At 71.7% G+C, this 16,512-nt stretch carries 13 protein-coding genes; 10 read left to right on the plus strand and 3 right to left on the minus strand.

All coding sequences use genetic code 11. From position 1 onward, the window contains the following. The first annotated feature begins 197 nt into the window (after window positions 1-197). Window positions 198-560 (plus strand): YybH family protein, encoded by a 363-nt coding sequence (locus NOO62_RS22200; RefSeq protein ID WP_268772642.1) that lies wholly within the window; start codon window positions 198-200, stop codon window positions 558-560. Window positions 561-582: 22 nt separating this feature from the next. Further along, a complete protein-coding gene (locus tag NOO62_RS22205; protein WP_268772643.1) occupies window positions 583-2,151 on the plus strand; it encodes an MFS transporter in 1,569 nt (522 codons plus the stop codon). A 7-nt stretch (window positions 2,152-2,158) separates the two neighbouring features. Here NOO62_RS22205 and NOO62_RS22210 read toward each other — a convergent pair whose 3' ends face one another. Beyond that, on the minus strand, window positions 2,159-3,070 hold the full coding sequence (locus tag NOO62_RS22210) for a LysR family transcriptional regulator (RefSeq protein WP_268772644.1): 912 nt from the start codon (window positions 3,068-3,070) through the stop codon (window positions 2,159-2,161). A gap of 323 nt (window positions 3,071-3,393) precedes the next feature. On the opposite strand from NOO62_RS22210, the gene NOO62_RS22215 reads away from it, so the two are divergent. From NOO62_RS22215 to NOO62_RS22235, 5 genes are all read left to right on the plus strand, one after another. Then, window positions 3,394-3,951, plus strand: coding sequence for an adenylyl-sulfate kinase (locus tag NOO62_RS22215; protein ID WP_268772645.1), 558 nt, complete (start codon window positions 3,394-3,396; stop codon window positions 3,949-3,951). A gap of 91 nt (window positions 3,952-4,042) precedes the next feature. Then, window positions 4,043-4,834, plus strand: coding sequence for a class I SAM-dependent methyltransferase (locus NOO62_RS22220; protein WP_268772646.1), 792 nt, complete (start codon window positions 4,043-4,045; stop codon window positions 4,832-4,834). Window positions 4,835-4,905: 71 nt separating this feature from the next. Next, entirely contained in the window at window positions 4,906-5,811 is a 906-nt protein-coding gene (locus tag NOO62_RS22225) for a sulfotransferase domain-containing protein (RefSeq protein ID WP_268772647.1), read from the plus strand. Between the two features lie 140 nt (window positions 5,812-5,951). After that, on the plus strand, window positions 5,952-6,485 hold the full coding sequence (locus tag NOO62_RS22230; RefSeq protein ID WP_268772648.1) for a cupin domain-containing protein: 534 nt from the start codon (window positions 5,952-5,954) through the stop codon (window positions 6,483-6,485). Between the two features lie 70 nt (window positions 6,486-6,555). Then, window positions 6,556-7,332, plus strand: a complete 777-nt coding sequence (locus NOO62_RS22235) for an SDR family NAD(P)-dependent oxidoreductase (protein ID WP_268772649.1) — start codon at window positions 6,556-6,558, stop codon at window positions 7,330-7,332. 38 nt (window positions 7,333-7,370) lie between these two features. Here NOO62_RS22235 and NOO62_RS22240 read toward each other — a convergent pair whose 3' ends face one another. Further along, entirely contained in the window at window positions 7,371-8,192 is an 822-nt protein-coding gene (locus tag NOO62_RS22240; RefSeq protein ID WP_268772650.1) for an alpha/beta fold hydrolase, read from the minus strand. 140 nt (window positions 8,193-8,332) lie between these two features. Between NOO62_RS22240 and NOO62_RS22245 the strand changes: the two genes are divergently transcribed. The 3 genes from NOO62_RS22245 to NOO62_RS22255 all read left to right on the plus strand — a co-directional run bounded on the left by NOO62_RS22245 (window position 8,333) and on the right by NOO62_RS22255 (window position 14,757). Next, on the plus strand, window positions 8,333-9,103 hold the full coding sequence (locus NOO62_RS22245) for a response regulator (RefSeq protein WP_268772651.1): 771 nt from the start codon (window positions 8,333-8,335) through the stop codon (window positions 9,101-9,103). Then, window positions 9,093-11,198 (plus strand): sensor histidine kinase, encoded by a 2,106-nt coding sequence (locus NOO62_RS22250; RefSeq protein WP_268772652.1) that lies wholly within the window; start codon window positions 9,093-9,095, stop codon window positions 11,196-11,198. The genes NOO62_RS22245 and NOO62_RS22250 overlap by 11 nt, the downstream gene beginning before the upstream one ends. A gap of 286 nt (window positions 11,199-11,484) precedes the next feature. Further along, a complete protein-coding gene (locus NOO62_RS22255) occupies window positions 11,485-14,757 on the plus strand; it encodes an AfsR/SARP family transcriptional regulator (protein ID WP_268772653.1) in 3,273 nt (1,090 codons plus the stop codon). A gap of 31 nt (window positions 14,758-14,788) precedes the next feature. Here NOO62_RS22255 and NOO62_RS22260 read toward each other — a convergent pair whose 3' ends face one another. Beyond that, entirely contained in the window at window positions 14,789-16,507 is a 1,719-nt protein-coding gene (locus NOO62_RS22260) for a bifunctional 3'-5' exonuclease/DNA polymerase (protein ID WP_268772654.1), read from the minus strand. Between the last annotated feature and the right edge of the window lie 5 nt (window positions 16,508-16,512).

Raw genomic sequence — 16,512 nt, forward strand, 5'->3', positions numbered from 1 at the left:
ATTCCTCAGTCCCCCGGCAGCCGTCGGTAGCGCAGCCGTCGGTAGCGCAGTCGCCGGGAGCCCCCCGGCAGTCGTCCTGGTCCCGCGAACCAGATCTATTGCTTCTGGTTGCCAGAAGTAAGGGGAGTTGGACTTGCCAGATCCCCGCAGCCAAGCTTGACGGTGCTGGAAATCAGCTCTGAACGAGAGGCTCCCCTGTGTCCGAATATGAGAAGGCCTTCAAGCCGGAAGACATCACGCGGCTGTTCGTCGAGCGCGCCAACAAGGGCGACGCGACCGGCGTGGCGGAGCTCTACGCGGAGGACGCGGTGGTCGCCTTCCCGCCCGGCCAGATCACCCAGGGGCGCGAGGCCATCCGCAAGCTGTGGGAAATGGCGATGACGCGCAACCCCAAGTTCGAGCCGGAGGAGCCCCTTCCGACTCTGATCAACGGTGACATCGCGCTCACGTCCACCCCGCCGAAGGACGGCACGGGCGCGCGCGCCCAGGTCGTGCGCCGCCAGCCCGACGGTTCGTGGCTGCGCATCCTCGACCAGCCCGAATTCATCCAGCCCAAGTAATCGACCCCGGGGGAGATCAGCCATGGCCAAGCGGTGGTGGACGTTGGTGGTCGTCTGTGCGTCGACCTTCATGCTCCTGCTGGATGCCACCATCGTCACGGTCGTCCTGCCGCAGATCCAGAGCGGACTCGACAGCAGCTTCGCCGACGCGCAATGGGTCGTCGACGCCTACTCGCTGACCCTCGCCGCGATGCTGCTGGTCGGCGGTTCGCTGGCCGACCGCTACGGCTACCGCAAGCTGTTCATGGTGGGCCTCGCCGTCTTCACCGTCAGCTCGCTGCTCTGCGGTATCGCGTCCTCCCCCCTCATGCTGATCCTCTCGCGTGCCGCACAGGGCATCGGCGGATCGGTCATGTACGCCACGTCGCTGGCGCTGCTCGCCCGGACCTTCACCGGGAAGGAGCGGGGCGTCGCCTTCGGCGTCTGGGGTGCGGTGACGGGCCTGGCCTCCGGACTCGGGCCCGTCTTCGGCGGGTTGATCGCGGCCAACATCAGCTGGCGCGGCATCTTCCTCATCAACGTTCCCCTCGGCGTCATCGCCATCCTGGTGACGCTGTGGAAGGTCGACGAGTCCCCGGCGCGGGGCAGGCTCAAGCTGGACTGGCCGGGCTTCGTCCTGTTTACCAGTGGTCTGGTCGCGCTGATCTACGGTCTGATCCGGGCCGGTGAGACGGAGTGGGGCAACACCGACGTCGTGCTGTGGCTGGGTGCGGCCGCCGCCCTCCTGATCACCTTCCTGATCGTGGAACTCCGGTCCGCGGAACCTCTGTTCGACCTGTCGCTGTTCCGCACCCCGACGTTCGTGGGCGGCTCGATAGCCGCGTTCACCATGAACGGCTCGCTGTTCGCGATGCTCCTCTACCTGGTGCTCTACCTGCAGAACGGCCTCGGCTACTCCGTGCTCGAATCCAGCGTGCGCCTGCTGGTGATCAGCGTGTGCGCCCTGGTGGCGTCGACCGTCGCGGGACGGCTGAGCAGCAAGCTGCCGGTGAAGTGGCTGATCGGCCCCGGTCTCCTTCTCGTCGGCATCGGCCTGCTCCTCATGTCGGGGAACGACGCGTCGAGCAGCTGGACCCACCTCATCCCCGGCTTCGTCGTGGCCGGTATCGGCAGCGGCGTCGTCAACCCGCCGCTCGCCTCCACCGCCGTCGGCGTGGTCACGCCGGACCGGTCGGGCACCGCGTCGGGCATCAACATCACCTTCCGGCAGGTCGGCATGGCCGCCAGCATCCCGATCCTCGGCTCCATCTTCACGGCGTCGCTCCACGACGACGTCCTGCGGAACCTGTCGGGCATTCCGGAGCTGGCGAGCAGCGCCCCGGGTGTCGCGGCCGCCGTCGAGCACGGCGACGTGTCGGGGCTCGGCGAGAAGGTGCCGGCGTCGATGCGGGACGAGGTCGCCACCGCGCTGCACTCCGGTTACGCGGAGGCGCTCAACGATCTGCTGATCATCACCGGTGTACTGGCCCTGGCCGGAGCGGTGTTCGCCTTCTTCCTGATCCGCACCAAGGACTTCCTGGCCGCCAAGCAGCCGCCGCAGGACGCCGGTGACGCCGGTGTCGAGGCGGGCGAGCCGCAGCCCGTGAAGTGACGGCGCGTCAGGGTCCGGTTTCGGCAGGGGCGTTACGTTCCTGAATGCGGTGGAGCGCGTGCTGGATGACCGCCTGCGCCGCGGGATCGATCGTCCGGTCGTCGGGCCACGCCAGATATAGCCGCCCGTGCATGTCCGGGTCGCGGAACGGGATCAGTCGCAGATCCTCGCCCGCTGATCTGACCGCCCCGCGCGGCAGGATCGCCACGCCGAAACCGCGGGCGGCCATGTCCACCAGGACCTGCGGATCGCTGGCCGCGAAGGCGATGGGTGCGTCGATGCCCGCCGTGGCGAGGGAGCTGTCGAGCTGGCGCCGGGTGCCGCTGTCGCTCGGCAGCGAGAGCAGCTGACGGGGCGCCAACTCCTTGAGCAGCAGGGAATCCCGCTCGGCGTACTCGTCGTCCGAGCGCAGCACCGCGACGAGCGGGTCGGTGAGGATGACCTCCGTGCGCAGGAAGGCCGGGGGCTCGACGGCCATGCCGAGGAAGGCCATGTCGAGTTCGCCGTCCTTCAGCGCGTCGACGAGGTCGTCGGTGCTGCCCTGGCGCAGCGCCACCTCCACGGTGGGATGCTCCGCCTGGAACTCCGCGAGCATGCCGGGCACGTCGAGCGACGCCACCACCGTCACCATGCCCACGTTCACCTGCCCCCGCAGCAGCCCCGCCACCTGGTCGACCGCGAGTCTGGCGTTGCGGATCGCGGCCAGCGCGGCCTTGGCGTAGGGCAGCAGGGCCTCGCCGACGGCGGTGGGGCGGACCGTGCGTCCGGACCGGTCGAGCAGTTCGTACCCCAGTTCCCGTTCGAGTCGGCGGATCTGTGCGCTCACGCCCGGTTGTGTCACATGGACCCTGGCCGCCGCTCTGGTGAAGTTGCCGTCCTCGACGACAGCGACGAAGTACTCGAGTTGGCGTATCTCCATAACTGACCGATCTAGGCTTCAGTACGAACAGATATTGGACGCCCGGTAAACGCCGGGACAATACTGACGGGGTCGCTCGATCAGTGTCCGCTCGATCGGTGTCCGCTCGACCGAGTGGAACGCCGGAAAGAGCGACCATTCAACGGCGCATTCAACGGCCAGACAGTGGCCTTTTTTCACGGGGATACTCGAGATTTTCCGAGTAATGCATGCTGAATTTACGTGCCAAAATTTTCTGAGGAACTTTACAGCAGTGAAGTCGTGCTGTGAAGAGTCCGCCTGCGCCGAGCGGGCCACCGTACGTCCACTGAGGGGAGCCATCCATGGGAACCACGGGAGTTGGAGGCGCCGATTCCGGCGGGGCGGTCATCTGGGTGACCGGGCTTGCCGAGGCCGGCAAGACGACGGTCGCCCGCGAACTGGTCCGCCAACTGCTCCAGCGCGGTCGGCAGCCGATTCTGCTCGACGGCAACGAGGTGCGGACCGCGTTGGGCATGATGACCTCCGGATTCGACCGTGAAAGCCGGATAAAGACATCCATGACCTACGCGCGACTGTCCCAACTGCTCGCGGAACAGGGACATCTCGTGGTCGTCGCGACCATCTCGCTCTTCCACGAGGTGCAGCGGCACAACCGGGAGAACCAGCCCGACTACTTCGAGGTGCTGCTCGACGTGCCCGTCGCGGAACTCAAGCGACGGGACAGCAAGGGCATCTACAGCGAGAACGACGACAAGGACGTGGTCGGAATCGGGCAGTCCGCCGAGTTCCCGACCGATCCCGATCTCGTGGTCACCAACTACGGGGATGTCGATCCGAAGGCCGCGGCCACCATGATTCGACTCGCGCACGAGCAGCGTTTGCCGTCCGCCGTGGCATGAGGCACGAATTCAAAGGGCTCATGGAGCCCCACCAGGCTTTCACGGTTATCGATTCAGCTTTTCAGCGAACATATAAGGAGCTGTGCCTCGCATGACGACGACTTCGACCAAGCTCAAGCACGGAGACTTCACCGACCTGGCGAAGGACTACTCGAAGTACCGCGAGGGTTACGCGACCTCGGTGCGGGACGCGCTGATCGGCCTGGTGGGCCGCCCGGCCGCCGAGCTCGACGCCGTCGACGTCGGCGCCGGCACGGGCCTGTGGACCCGCATCGTGGCGGACGGCGGATTCCGCTCGGTCACCGCGGTCGAGCCGAACGACAACATGCGCGCCGAGGGCATCTCGGACTCCGAGGGCTACTCGATCACCTGGCGCAAGGGCCAGGGCGAGCAGACCGGACTCGCCGACGGGTCGGCCGACCTCATCAGCATGGCGTCGTCCTTCCACTGGGTCGACTTCGAGGTGGGCACCGCCGAGTTCTGCCGTGTCCTGCGTCCCGGCGGCTGGTTCGTCGCGCTCTACAACCCGCGGCTGATCGAGGTCAACCCGGTGCTCGTGGACATCGAGAACGAGCTCAAGCGCCTGATGGGCGAGCGCAAGCGGATCACCTCCGCCCACCCGCAGATGATCAAGGAGCTGTCGGACAAGTTCAACGCCAGCCCGCGCTTCGACGACGTCGTCGTGCTGGAGGGCAGGCACTCCGTCGAGCAGAGCATCGACCACTACATCGGCCTGTGGCAGTCGGTGAACGACGTGCGGGTGCAGCTCGGCGTCGACAAGTTCGAGCAGTTCCTCGACTACATCCGCGAGCGCCTCGCCGACGCGCAGAAGCTTGAGGTCACCTACCTGACCAGGGCGGTCGCGGCGCGCGCCAAGAAGTGACCCGCCACCGCTCCGGCTCCGCACCGACGCCTTCGGCCGTGGGGCCGCGGGGGAGAGACAGGACTTCCGACATGACCGAGGACTCCGCCCGGGAACTGCGTCCGGACGAACTGGCCCGGCGCAGTGCGCGACTGCTGGGCGAGCACGACATCGTCGTGGCAGGTGACCCGGGCTCCGGGCAGGCGCTCGTGGCCAACATCGTGTTCGAGCTCGGCTTCGACTACCTCGACCCGTACGTCGAGCCGCCCCAAGAGGCCGACGGTGTGTCGCAGTCGGTGGAGGACCGTCTCGACTACTACCGGCAGCGTCTTGCGGCCACGTCCGAGAAGAGCCAGGCGGCTCTGGACAGGGCGGCGAGCGGGGCCGTCGCCAAGAGGTTCATCAAGACGCACTTCTACCCGGAGGTGTTCGCGGAGTCCTCGGTGAACACCGCGATCCTGGTGGTGCGGGACCCGCGCGACACCATCTACTCGTCGTACAAGTGGTTCTCCTCCTTCGGCGGCTCCTGGATACCGGACGCCGCGGACATGATCGGGAAGCTCACCTACCCCGACTTCCTCGACCGCGTCAGGCTCGGGGACGGGGAGCCCTCGATCCCGGGCTGGGCCCGCTTCTACCGGAGCTGGCTCGAAGCGGCGCCGGACTTCTCGAAGTTCGCCGTCGTACGGTTCGAGGACCTGAAGTCCCACCCCGTGGGCGCCATCACCGCCATGCTCGCGGCCCTGGGGCTCGCGGTGCCGCCCGAGGTGGTCGAGCAGGCGGCCGAGCGCAGCTCCTTCAAGGCGATGCGGGCCCGTGAGGACGCGGCGTCCGCGGGTGAGGGCGACACCACCAAGAACGCGCGCATCATGCGGCGCGGTCAGGTGGGGGAGTGGCGCGAGTGGATCGGGGAGGGCGACCTGCGGGAACGCTTCGCCCACCCGGGTCTGGTCGATATGGCGGCGCGCTTCGGGTACGACGCGACGCCGACGCGGTAGGCCCGTTCAGCAGTACGTTCAGCAGGCACGTCCGTCGCGGAGGGCCGGGCCACGAGTCATTTCGTGGCCCGGCCCTCCGCGGCTTTCCGGAATGGTGAGCTCCGGGGTTATGACGCTCCTGGGCCGGGGAGCGATCGATCATGGCCGAGACAGTCGAAACAGCAGAAGAGGTGGCCGCGCGGCACGGGCTGCGCCCGCTGCCGGTGGAGGGCGGACTCTTCCGGCGGACCTGGGTGGGGCCGCCGGACGCGGACGGGCGCCCCGCGGGTTCGGCGATCGTCGTCCTCCTGACCACCGCCCCCGGCGATTTCTCCGCCCTGCACCGGCTCCCCACCGACGAGGTCTGGCACTTCTATGAGGGCGACGCCCTGGAACTGCTGCTCCTCGCCCCGGACGGCACCGACCGCATCGCCGTCCTCGGCCCCGGCGGCGACGTGCAGTTCGTCGTCCCCGCAGGCACGTGGATGGGCGCGCGCGTCCCCGCCGACGGCGGGCGGCACGGCTGGGCGCTCTTCGGGACGACGATGGCGCCCGGTTTCGTCCCCGAGGACTACGAGGGCGGGGACCCGGAGGAGTTGAGCGCACGGTATCCGGGGCGGGCCGGACTCATCCGGGAGTTGTGCCGGGCGGGGGAGCCGTTGCGGATGAAGGCGGGGGACGAGGATGGGGGATGAGGACGGGGGACGAGGACGGGGGACGAGAGGGAGTTGGGTGAGGCAGAGAGTGGTGAATGACGTGGGCTCCATGCGGGATGAGGCGCTGCCCGGGCTGGCGGGACGGGTCGCTCTGGTGACCGGCGCCAGCGGGGGTGTCGGGGCCGGGATCGCCTGGCGGTTCGCGCAGGCGGGGGCCGCGGTCGTCGTCCATTACCGGCGGGGCGGCGAGCGGGCCGAGGAACTGGTCGGGCGGATCGTGGCGGCGGGCGGTGACGCCGTCGCCGTGACCGCGGACCTGACCCGGGAGGAGGAGTGCCACCGCCTCGTCGAGGAGGCGCACTCCTGGCGGGGGCGGCTCGACGCGCTGGTCAACAACGCCGGGATCCAGCCCCTTCAGGCGCTCGACGGGATGTCGGCGGCGGACTGGCGGGAGCTGTCCGAGGCGAACGTGACGAGTGCGTTCTGCTGCACGCAGGCGGCCGCCGGGATCATGGTGGGCCAGGACGGCGGCGGTACGGTCACGCAGATCGCGTCCATCGAGGGCTCGCGCCCCGCGCCCGGCCACGCGCACTACAGCGCGTCCAAGGCGGCCCTGATCATGTTCGCCCGCTCCGCAGCCCTGGAGTACGGTCCGCACGGCATCCGCGTCAACAGCGTCTCGCCCGGCCTCATCGACCGTCCTGGGCTCGCCGAGGACTGGCCCGACGGCGTGGAACGGTGGGGCAGGGCGGCACCGCTCGGGCGGCTCGGGCGGCCCGAGGACATCGGCAGCGCGTGCGTGTTCCTCGCCTCGGACGCGGCGTCCTGGATCACGGGGACGGACCTGGTGGTGGACGGCGGGGTGGGGGCGCGGCCCACCTGGTAGGCCTGCCCACTCGGCAGCGGCCCACCTGGTGGGCGTCCTCAGCCGTCCAGGCGGGCCAGCCAGGTGCGGAGCGCGGAGTTGAAGTCGTCGGGGCGCTCCAGGTTCGGCAGGTGCGCCGCCGACTCCACGATGTGCAGCGTCGAGTCGGGGAGTACGGCGTGCATGGCCTCGGCGTCGGAGACCGGCGTGAACGTGTCGTCGCGGCCCACGACGACGAGCGAGGGGACGTCGGCGCGGGCCAGCAGATCGCGGTAGTCGGGGCGCTCGGCCCGGCCGCGCAGGGCGGCGGCCGCGCCTTCCGGCGGGGCGGACAGCATCAGGCGGTGGACGTACGCGGACACCTTCGCGTTGTACGGAGCCACCATCTTGTCCCGCACCTCGTCCGCGTACCCCTTCATGCCGTCGGCGAGGAGGCGGTCGGCGAGGGCGTTGCGGAACACCTTGCCGTCCGCGGTCTCGGCCGCGGGGGACGTGTCCGCGAGGAGCAGCCCCGTGACGCGCTCGGGGAAGAGGCGGTAGCACTCCATCACGAGCTGGCCGCCCATGGAGACCCCGCCGAGCGCGAATTCGCGCACGCCCAGGTGGTCCATGAGGGCGGCGATGTCCTCGGCGAAGGTGGCGAAGCCGGTGGTGCCGGGCACGACGGTGGACGCGCCGTAGCCGCGGAGGTCCGGGGTGATCACGCGGTGGGTCGCGGTGAACGCGGCGCGCTGCGGGGTCCACATCGAGCGGTCGAAGGGGTGACCGTGGAGGAGGACGAGGGTGCGCCGGGCGTCGCCCTGACGGGGGCTGACGTCGCCCGCGCCGGGGCCGTTGTCGTCGTAGCCGATGGTGATGCCGTTGACCTGTGCGGTTGCCATGCGGGGAGGCTAGGCCGGGGGGCGCGCGGGCGATAGGGCCCGGAACAGCCTGGCAGCGAGTTGTGAGGATCCTGTCAGCCCGCCGTCGCGATCCCATTTGCCCCACCGGAATCTGTCGGGCGGTGCCTATCCTCAACGCCATGTGCGCTTTTGTCCTGGTCGCGGAGGACGACGAGAAACAGGCCGAGCTGGTCCGCCGCTATCTGGAACGCGAGGGCCACGAGGCCGCCGTCGTCCACGACGGGTCCGCCGCTCTGGCCGAGGTGCGGCGCAGGCTGCCGGACCTGCTGATCCTCGACGTGATGATGCCCGGCACCGACGGCCTGGAGGTCACCCGTTTCCTCCGGGACGGGAACGGGCCGACGGAGCTGACCCGCCTCCCGATCCTGATGCTGACCGCCCGCACCACCGAGGACGACCTCCTCATGGGCCTCGACACGGGCGCTGACGACTACCTCACCAAGCCGTACAGTCCGCGCGAGCTGATGGCCCGGGTCCGGACGCTGCTGCGCCGCGCGGGCGGCATCCACGCGCCGCTGCCCGAAACGGACCGGCGGATCCTGCGGGTCGGCGGCCTCGTCGTCGACCCGCTGCGGCACGAGGTGACGGTCGACGGACGGCACGTCGACTGCACGCCGGGCGAGTTCGACCTGCTCACGGTCCTCGCGGAGGAGCCGGACCGGGTCTTCACGCGGCCGCAGCTCCTCGACCGCATCCACGGCTCGTCGGGGTACATATCCGCGCGCACGGTCGACGTGCACGTGCTGAACCTCCGCAAGAAGATCGAGTCCGATCCGCGGCGCCCGGACCGCCTTCTCACGGTGTTCGGGGTGGGGTACAAGCTGGCAGGGGCGGGTGCCGGTCCGGGCGCGGGTCCGGGTGCGGGTGCGGGGGCGACGCGTGGCGCGTGACGTTCCGCTGCGCAAGAGCCTGCTGGCCCGGCTGCTCGCCGTCTCCGTACTGGTATCCATCGGCTCCATCGCCGCCACTGCGTGGCTCGCCGCGCAGACCACGTCCGGGGCGCTGCGGCAGGAACAGGGGCAGGTACTCGCCGACGACGCCCGTATCTACGACAAGCTCCTCGGCCTCGGCGCGACCTCTCCGGAGTGGCGGGGCGCCGACGAGGCCGTCCGCGAACTGTCCCGCCAGACCGGCCGCCGTATCGCGCTCACCACGCAGGAACGCAAGGTCATCGCGGACTCGTCGGCGCCGCCGAAGGGGGCCGGCGGTGCCGCCGAGGGTGGGGACTCCGGGAGGCCGCCTCCGTCTCCCAAGGCCCGCACCGGGCGTGACGCCACAACCAGCCCCAAGACCGGCGACGACAAGTCCGCCGCACCCCTCCCCCCGACCGCCTCCGCCGTCCTCGACCCGCTCTCCGTCGACAGCGCGCTCGCCCCGGGCCGTGCGGACAACGAGGCGTCGGACGACGCCGCGGCGGACCGCATCGATCCACGGGCGGTCGGCCCGTACCGGCTCACCAAGGTGGAACGTACGCGCCTGAAGGACGCCGCCGACCGGCGCGCGGCCTGTCTCGTGGACCTCGGCATGACACCCCAGGTGGTCGTCGGCCCCGGCGGCCGACCCACCGTCCGCGTCGACCACGACCCGGGCGAGTTCCTGCAGTCCCAGTGCCGTACGCCTCCCTTGGAGATGCCCACCGAGTCCGAGCAGAAGGCCCTCAAGAAGCTCAACGCCCTCACCGGCGCCTGTCTGAAGCGGCAGGGCCTCGACCCCGTCCCTGTCGGCCTCGACCTGGAGGGGCGGAGCGGTCCGAAGCCGGTCGCCGCCTCCGTGCCGTCGTTCGCCGCCGCGAAGCCCGACGTACCCCCAGCGCCCGACGGCGCCGTATGGCCCAGTGAAGAGCGGGCGGCGATCCGTCCGAACGCCGGGGCCGTCGGGCCGGAGTCCACCACCGCCGCGACCGCGTCCTGCGTCGACACCGCGCGCCGCGAGCAGCTCGGCCCCTACGTCTCGTCGCCCGCGCTCCTCTTCATCACCAGCTCCGACGGCACCCGCAGCACCCCCGCCTTCAGCCTCTCCCGGGCCAACACCATCCGTCTGGCCTTGCTCGCCGCGGCCGTCCTCGCCGTCACGATCGCCGTCACCGCGCTGGCCGCGACCCGGCTGACCAGGCCGCTGCGCGCACTCACCGCCGCGACGCGCCGCATGAAGAACGGCGAGTCGAGCGAACCGGTCCCCGCAAGGGCCACGCGCTCGGCGGGCGAGATCAGCCAACTCGCCGCCGCGTTCAACGACATGGCGGCCCACCGCAAGGCCCTGGAGGAACAGCGCAAGGCCATGGTCAGCGATGTGGCGCATGAGCTGCGCACGCCGCTGTCCAACATCCGCGGCTGGCTGGAGGCGGCGGAGGACGGGGTCGTCGACACCGACCCCGAACTCGTCACCTCTCTCCTCGAAGAGGCGCTGCTGCTCCAGCACATCGTCGACGACCTCCAGGATCTGGCGGCCGCCGACGCCGGTACGCTCCGGCTGCACCGCGAGCCGGTACGGGCCGCCGAGATCGCCGACCAGGTCGCCGCGGCGCACCAGGCGCGCGCGGACGGCGCGGGGGTACGGCTCAGGGCCACCGCGTTCGGCGACCCGTGGGTGACGGCCGATCCGCTGCGGCTGCGGCAGGCGATCGGCAACCTCGTCTCCAACGCGGTCCGCCACACGCCGGAGGGCGGCAGCGTCCGCATCAGCTGCCGCACGACACCCGAGGCGGTCCTGATCGAGGTCGCCGACACCGGCACGGGGATCGCGCCCGCCGATCTGCCACACGTATTCGACCGCTTCTGGCGCGCGGACAAGTCGCGGACGCGGGCGACGGGCGGCAGCGGGCTCGGTCTGTCGATCGTGCGGAAACTGGTGGAGGCGCACGACGGGACGGTGGCGGCGCAGAGCATTCCGGGGAAGGGCTCGCTCTTCACGGTGCGGCTGCCGGTGGGGGAGGGCGACGGCCCGGGAGGGGCAGTGCGCTCCGGTGAGCCGGATCGAGCCGGCTGAGCCGGGGCGGGGCAGGGCAGGGCTGAGCCGGGCAGGGCGAAAGCCCCGGTCGCTCACCTCCGGCGACCGGGGCTCTCTCTGCCCCCGGACCCAGCCGCGGCGGCGACACTCCCCCGAGTAACGCGCTGTGCGCGAGCACCGGCGGGCCAGGTCCGATGGAGAGATCACATCAGGCCACGCCAACAGATCGCTAACATGTGGCCAACGGTCCTGCGGTACGGCGCGACAGGGCTCTGCAGGGCTCTACAGGGCGCCACCGGGCGCGACACGGCATGGGGAGAAGGCGTTGAGCGAGCGGTGCGGACTGCGGTTCGGCCTGCTCGGGGCTCCCGCTGTGTACGACGCGGGGGGCGCGCCGCACCCCGTGCGCAGCGCGAAGGGGCGCGCGCTGCTGGCCGCGCTCCTGCTCGAGCCCGACCGGGTCGTCTCCCTCGGCGCTCTCAAGGACGCCCTGTGGGGCGACTTCCCCCCTGCGTCGGCGCAGGCGTCCCTCCAGAACCACGTGACGCGGCTGCGCCGGCTCCTGGACGACCCGGGGCGGCTGCACGCGGTTCCGCCGGGGTACCGGTTGCGGGTCGGCGAGGGCGAGTTGGACGTACGGGTCTTCGAGCACCTGGTGGCACGGGCGCGGGCGGCGCACGCGGAACGGGACTGGGTGCGGGCGTCGCAGTGCGCCACGGACGCGCTCGCGCTGTGGCGGGGCACGCCGTTGAGCGGGCTTCCCGACTCGCTGGACGGCCACCCTCTCGTACCGCGCCTGGAAGAGGCACGTCTCCTCGCGCTGCAGTGGCGGTACGACGCGGAACTGGAACTCGGCACGGGGCTGAGTGCGCTGGCGCCCGAACTCGCTTCGCTGGTCGCGGAGTACCCCCTCCGCGAGGTCTTCCACCGCCAGCTGATGCTGGTGCTCCACCGCACGGGCCGCGACGCGGAGGCCCTCGCCGTCCACCGCGAACTGCGCCACAGGCTGATCCGGGAACTCGGCACGGAGCCGGGGGAGGGGGTACGGGACGCGCATCGGGAGGTGCTGAGGGGGCCGTGGGTGAACGCCCCGGGGGGTGCCGGTGGCGATGCCGTTGGCGGTAGCGGTGCCGGAGGCGGCGGTGGTGGTAGCGGTGCCGGTCTCGGGTCCGGTGCCGGTGCCGCTGTTGCTGTCGCTGCCGGTGTCAAGGCCGGTGCCGCTGCCGCCGCCTCCGTCGGTCCAGCGGCTGACGGCACCGCCTCCGTCGGTCCAGCGGCTGACGGCGCCGCCTCCGTGACGCCTGGTGCGACCGGTCCGACGGCCGACGGGCCGGTGTCCCGTGTGTCTGCTTCGACCGCGTCGGGGGTCTCGCAACTTCCGCCCGCCCCCGCCCACTTCACCGGCCGGGACCGCACCGTGCGGGAGCTGAGGCGAACCCTGGCCGGAGCCGGAGGGGGGCGCGTCGCCGTCGTCTCCGGCATGGCGGGTGTCGGCAAGAGCGCGCTTGCCGTGCACGTCGCGCACGCGTTGCGCGCGGAGTTTCCGGATGGGCAGCTCTACGTCAATCTGCGCGGCGCCACCCCCGGCATGACCCCCCTCACCCCGACGCAGGCCCTCGGCGCGCTCCTGCGGGACCTCGGTGCCGAGCCCCGGCACGCGCCGGACGGCGCCGAAGACCCCGCTGCCGCGAGCGCGTTGCTGCGGTCGCTGCTCGCGCCCACCCGTACCCTCATGGTCCTCGACGACGCCGCCACGGCCGCGCAGGTGCGGCCCCTGCTGCCCGCGGGCGACGGGTGCGCGGTCGTCGTCACCAGCCGCTCCCCGCTGACCGCCCTCGACGGCGCGGAACGTTTCCCGCTGGAGCCCCTCTCCGACGGGGACAGCGCCGCGCTCCTGCGCGCCGTCTCCGGTCGCGCCGGACTCGACGCGGGGCACCCCCTCGTCGAACTCGCAGGACGCCTCCCCCTCGCCCTGCGCATCGTCGCCGCCCGCCTCGCCGCCCGGCGCGCCCTCACCCCGGACGCCCTCGCCGAACTCCTCACCGTCAGTGGCGGCCGCCTGCACCACTTGGAGTACGACGACCTGAGCGTGCGCCGTTCCCTCGCCGTCGCCCTCGACGCCCTGCGGACCTCCGACCGCGAGGCCGACCGCGACGCGGCACGTGCCCTCACCCGGATCGGCGCGCTCGACCTCCCCACGTACGGAGTGCCGCTCCTGGCCCGCCTGTTGGGCACCGACGAGCTGCGTGCGGGCGCGGCCCTAGACCGCCTCGTCGACGTCGCCCTCCTCGACGAGACGTCGTACGGCCGCTACACCCCGCACGACCTCGTACGCGACTTCGCGAGGGAGACGGCGGCGGACGCGGGCAGGGAGGCGGACAGGGAGACAGATGGGAAAGCAGACAGGGCAGCAGACAGGGGAGCAGGCAGGGCAGCAGACAGGGCAGCAGACAGGGGAGCAGACAGGGGAGCAGGCACGGAGACGGACCTCGTGGAGGAGGCGTTCCGCTGGTACGCCGAGTCCGCCCGCCGCACCCTCCTCGCCATCCTCCCGGAGAGCCTGGACCGCGCGGACCGCCTCCGTGGCGTGGACGCGGTCCTCGCCCGCCCCGGCCGGTCCGCCGCCGACGCGGGCCCGCCCCTCACCGCCGAGTCCGCCTTCGCCTGGGGCGACACCGAACTCCCCAACGTCCTCGCCCTCACCGAACGGCACCCCGATCCCGCGGGACTGCTCCCCGTCCTGGTCCGCTGTCTCTTCCCCTACCTCCAGCGCCGTGGCCGCCTCACCGAACTGGCCGCACTCGGCGCGCTCGCGCTGGACGCCGCGCGCCGCCGGGGCGACACCGCCGCCGAGGCGCAGGCCCTCACCGACGCGGCGGGCGTGCACTTCATGTCAGGCCGCAGCAGCGAGGCCCTCGCCCTGAACGACGAGGCCCTCACCCTCTGGCGCACCCTCGGCTACGTGTCCTGCGTACGCCGAGGCCTCAACAACCGCGGCCTCCTCCTCGAAGGCCTCGGGCGCCACACCGAGTCCGCCGAGTCCCTCCACCGGAGCCTGGACCTCGCCAGGGAGCTCGCCGACCCGCTCAGCGAGGCGATCACCCTCAGCCACCTCGGCAACCTGTACGAGCACACGGACGCCCGCGCCGCCATCACCCACCACGAACGCAGCCTCGCCATCGGTGACACCCTCGGGCACGCCGTCGTACGGCAGTCCGCCCACTGCAACATCGGCTACGCCCACCTCACCCTCGGCGAACCCGCCGCCGCCCTCGGCCACTTCGAGGAGAGTCTGCGCCTGCACGGTGAGTACGAGGACTGGCACAGCGCGTCCCAGGCCCGCCTCGGCCTGGTCCGTGCCCTGCGCGGACTTTCCCGCACCACGGACGCGACCCGCGAGTGCACCGCGCTGCTCGACCGCGCCGAACAACGCGGCGACGCCCACATGACGGGTCTGGCCAGGCACCAACGCGGGCTCCTGCTGCGGGCGGAGGGGCGCGAGCAGGACGCGTACGAACAGTGGCGGACGGCGCTGGCGGCGCTGGACGGCACGGACAGCAAGGTGGTGGACGAACTCAGGACGCTGCTGACGCCGTAGCCCCCCTCCCCTCCCCTCCCCCCTCCCTCCCTCACTTCGCGTCCGCGTAGCACTCCACGATCGCCGTGGTGAACGGGAAGCGGACCGGCGTCTCCCCGAACGCGATCCGGCCCGCGAGATCACCCGCCTCGCGCACGGCCAGCGCCACCGTCTCCGCCTCATCCGCGGGACAGTGCACGATGACCTCGTCGTGCTGGAAGAACACGAGCTCGGCCCGCAGTCCGCCCTCCGTGATCGTCCGCCGCAGGGCGGCCAGCATCAGCAGCGCCCAGTCCGCGGCGCTGCCCTGCACGACGAAGTTGCGCGTGAAGCGGCCCCGCGCACGTGCGTTGCTGGACGCGTACCCGGGAACGAACTCTTCGCTGCCGGAGCCGAGCCCACCACCGCTACTGCTTGCGGCCTCCTCCTGCGGGATGCCCGCCTCGTCGTCCTCGCCCGCGCCCGCCGCCGGAGGACTCGTCCGGCCCAGCCAGGTCCTTACGAGCCTGCCCTCCTCGCCCGCCTTCGCCGCGTCGTCGACGTACGCCACGGCCAGCGGGAAGCGGCGGCGGAGTGCGGCGAGGTTCTTCAGGCCGTCGCCCGACGTCTGGCCGTACACCGCGCCCAGCAGCGCGATCTTCGCGTGGTCGCGGTCGCCGGAGAAGGCGCGGTCCGACAGGCGGGTGTACAGGTCCTCCTCGCTGCCCGCCACCTCCATCAGGCCCCGGTCGCGGGAGATCGCGGCGAGGACCCTCGGCTCCATCTGGTCGGCGTCCGCCACGACCAGCCGCCAGCCCGGGTCGGCGACGACGGCCCTGCGGATGATCTTCGGGATCTGCAGCGCACCGCCGCCGTTGGTCGTCCAGCGGCCGCTGACCGAGCCGCCCGGGGTGTACTCGGGGCGGAAGCGTCCGTCGTGCACCCAGTCCTGGAGCCAGCTCCAGCCGTGTGCCGTCCAGATCCGGTACAGCTTCTTGTACTCGATCAGGGGCTTCACCGCCGGGTGGTCGAGCCCCTCCAGCTCCCAGCGCCGCGTCGACTTCACCTTGATTCCGGCCTGCGCGAAGGCCTTCACCACGTCGGCGGCGAGGTCCGGGCGGACGCGGCGGCCGAACGCGGCGGACACGTCGTCGGCGAGCTCGGCGAGGCGGCGGGGTTCGCCCCGGCCCGCGTACCGCTCGCCGAGCAGTTCGTTCAAGAGGTCCCGGTGCACGTCGGCACGCCACGGCAGCCCCGCGGCGTTCATCTCGGCGGCCACCAGCATGCCCGCGGACTCCGACGCGGTGAGCAGCCGCATCCGGCCGGGGTGGGCGGTGGCATCGTGTCTTCGCTGCTGCTCCGCGTGCACCTCGACGAGTTCGTCGATCGTGACGGGGACGCCGCCGGGGCGCGGCTCGAAGAGGGAGTCCTGCGTGCCGGGCTCGGCGGCGCGGGGCGGGGGATCCGGGGGTACGGGGGTGTGGCGGAGCCTGGCGAGCGCGGCGGCGGCGGAACGGGGCTCGCCGAGGCGGCCCTCGTGGCCCAGGAGGAGGAGTTCGGCGGCCTCGATGTCGTAGCAGCGGGGTACGCGGGTGCCGGAGGCGAGGAGGCGGGGGTAGATCTCGGCGGTGGACCGCCAGACCCACCGGTCGACGTCCGGGCGGGACCGGACGGCTTCGGCGAGGTCGGGTTCGCGGACGACGCGGCTCGCGGGCAGCGCGTCGTCCCCGAGGGGGACGAGCTCAGCGCCTCCCCCCTCGACCCCAGCGACAACCCACCGTCGACCAGCCATACGGC

Origin of the sequence: Streptomyces sp. Je 1-369 (genome assembly GCF_026810505.1) — a bacterium.
Taxonomy (GTDB): domain Bacteria; phylum Actinomycetota; class Actinomycetes; order Streptomycetales; family Streptomycetaceae; genus Streptomyces.

What these genes read in the sequence shown, in the direction of transcription:
- NOO62_RS22235 (WP_268772649.1), top strand. Translation starts at nt 6,556, where the DNA reads ATGCGGGATGAGGCGCTGCCCGGGCTGGCGGGACGGGTCGCTCTGGTG.
- NOO62_RS22215 (WP_268772645.1), top strand. Translation starts at nt 3,394, where the DNA reads ATGGGAACCACGGGAGTTGGAGGCGCCGATTCCGGCGGGGCGGTCATC.
- NOO62_RS22210 (WP_268772644.1), bottom strand. Translation starts at nt 3,070, where the DNA reads ATGGAGATACGCCAACTCGAGTACTTCGTCGCTGTCGTCGAGGACGGC.
- NOO62_RS22230 (WP_268772648.1), top strand. Translation starts at nt 5,952, where the DNA reads ATGGCCGAGACAGTCGAAACAGCAGAAGAGGTGGCCGCGCGGCACGGG.
- NOO62_RS22205 (WP_268772643.1), top strand. Translation starts at nt 583, where the DNA reads ATGGCCAAGCGGTGGTGGACGTTGGTGGTCGTCTGTGCGTCGACCTTC.
- NOO62_RS22260 (WP_268772654.1), bottom strand. Translation starts at nt 16,507, where the DNA reads ATGGCTGGTCGACGGTGGGTTGTCGCTGGGGTCGAGGGGGGAGGCGCT.
- NOO62_RS22225 (WP_268772647.1), top strand. Translation starts at nt 4,906, where the DNA reads ATGACCGAGGACTCCGCCCGGGAACTGCGTCCGGACGAACTGGCCCGG.
- NOO62_RS22220 (WP_268772646.1), top strand. Translation starts at nt 4,043, where the DNA reads ATGACGACGACTTCGACCAAGCTCAAGCACGGAGACTTCACCGACCTG.
- NOO62_RS22245 (WP_268772651.1), top strand. Translation starts at nt 8,333, where the DNA reads ATGTGCGCTTTTGTCCTGGTCGCGGAGGACGACGAGAAACAGGCCGAG.
- NOO62_RS22240 (WP_268772650.1), bottom strand. Translation starts at nt 8,192, where the DNA reads ATGGCAACCGCACAGGTCAACGGCATCACCATCGGCTACGACGACAAC.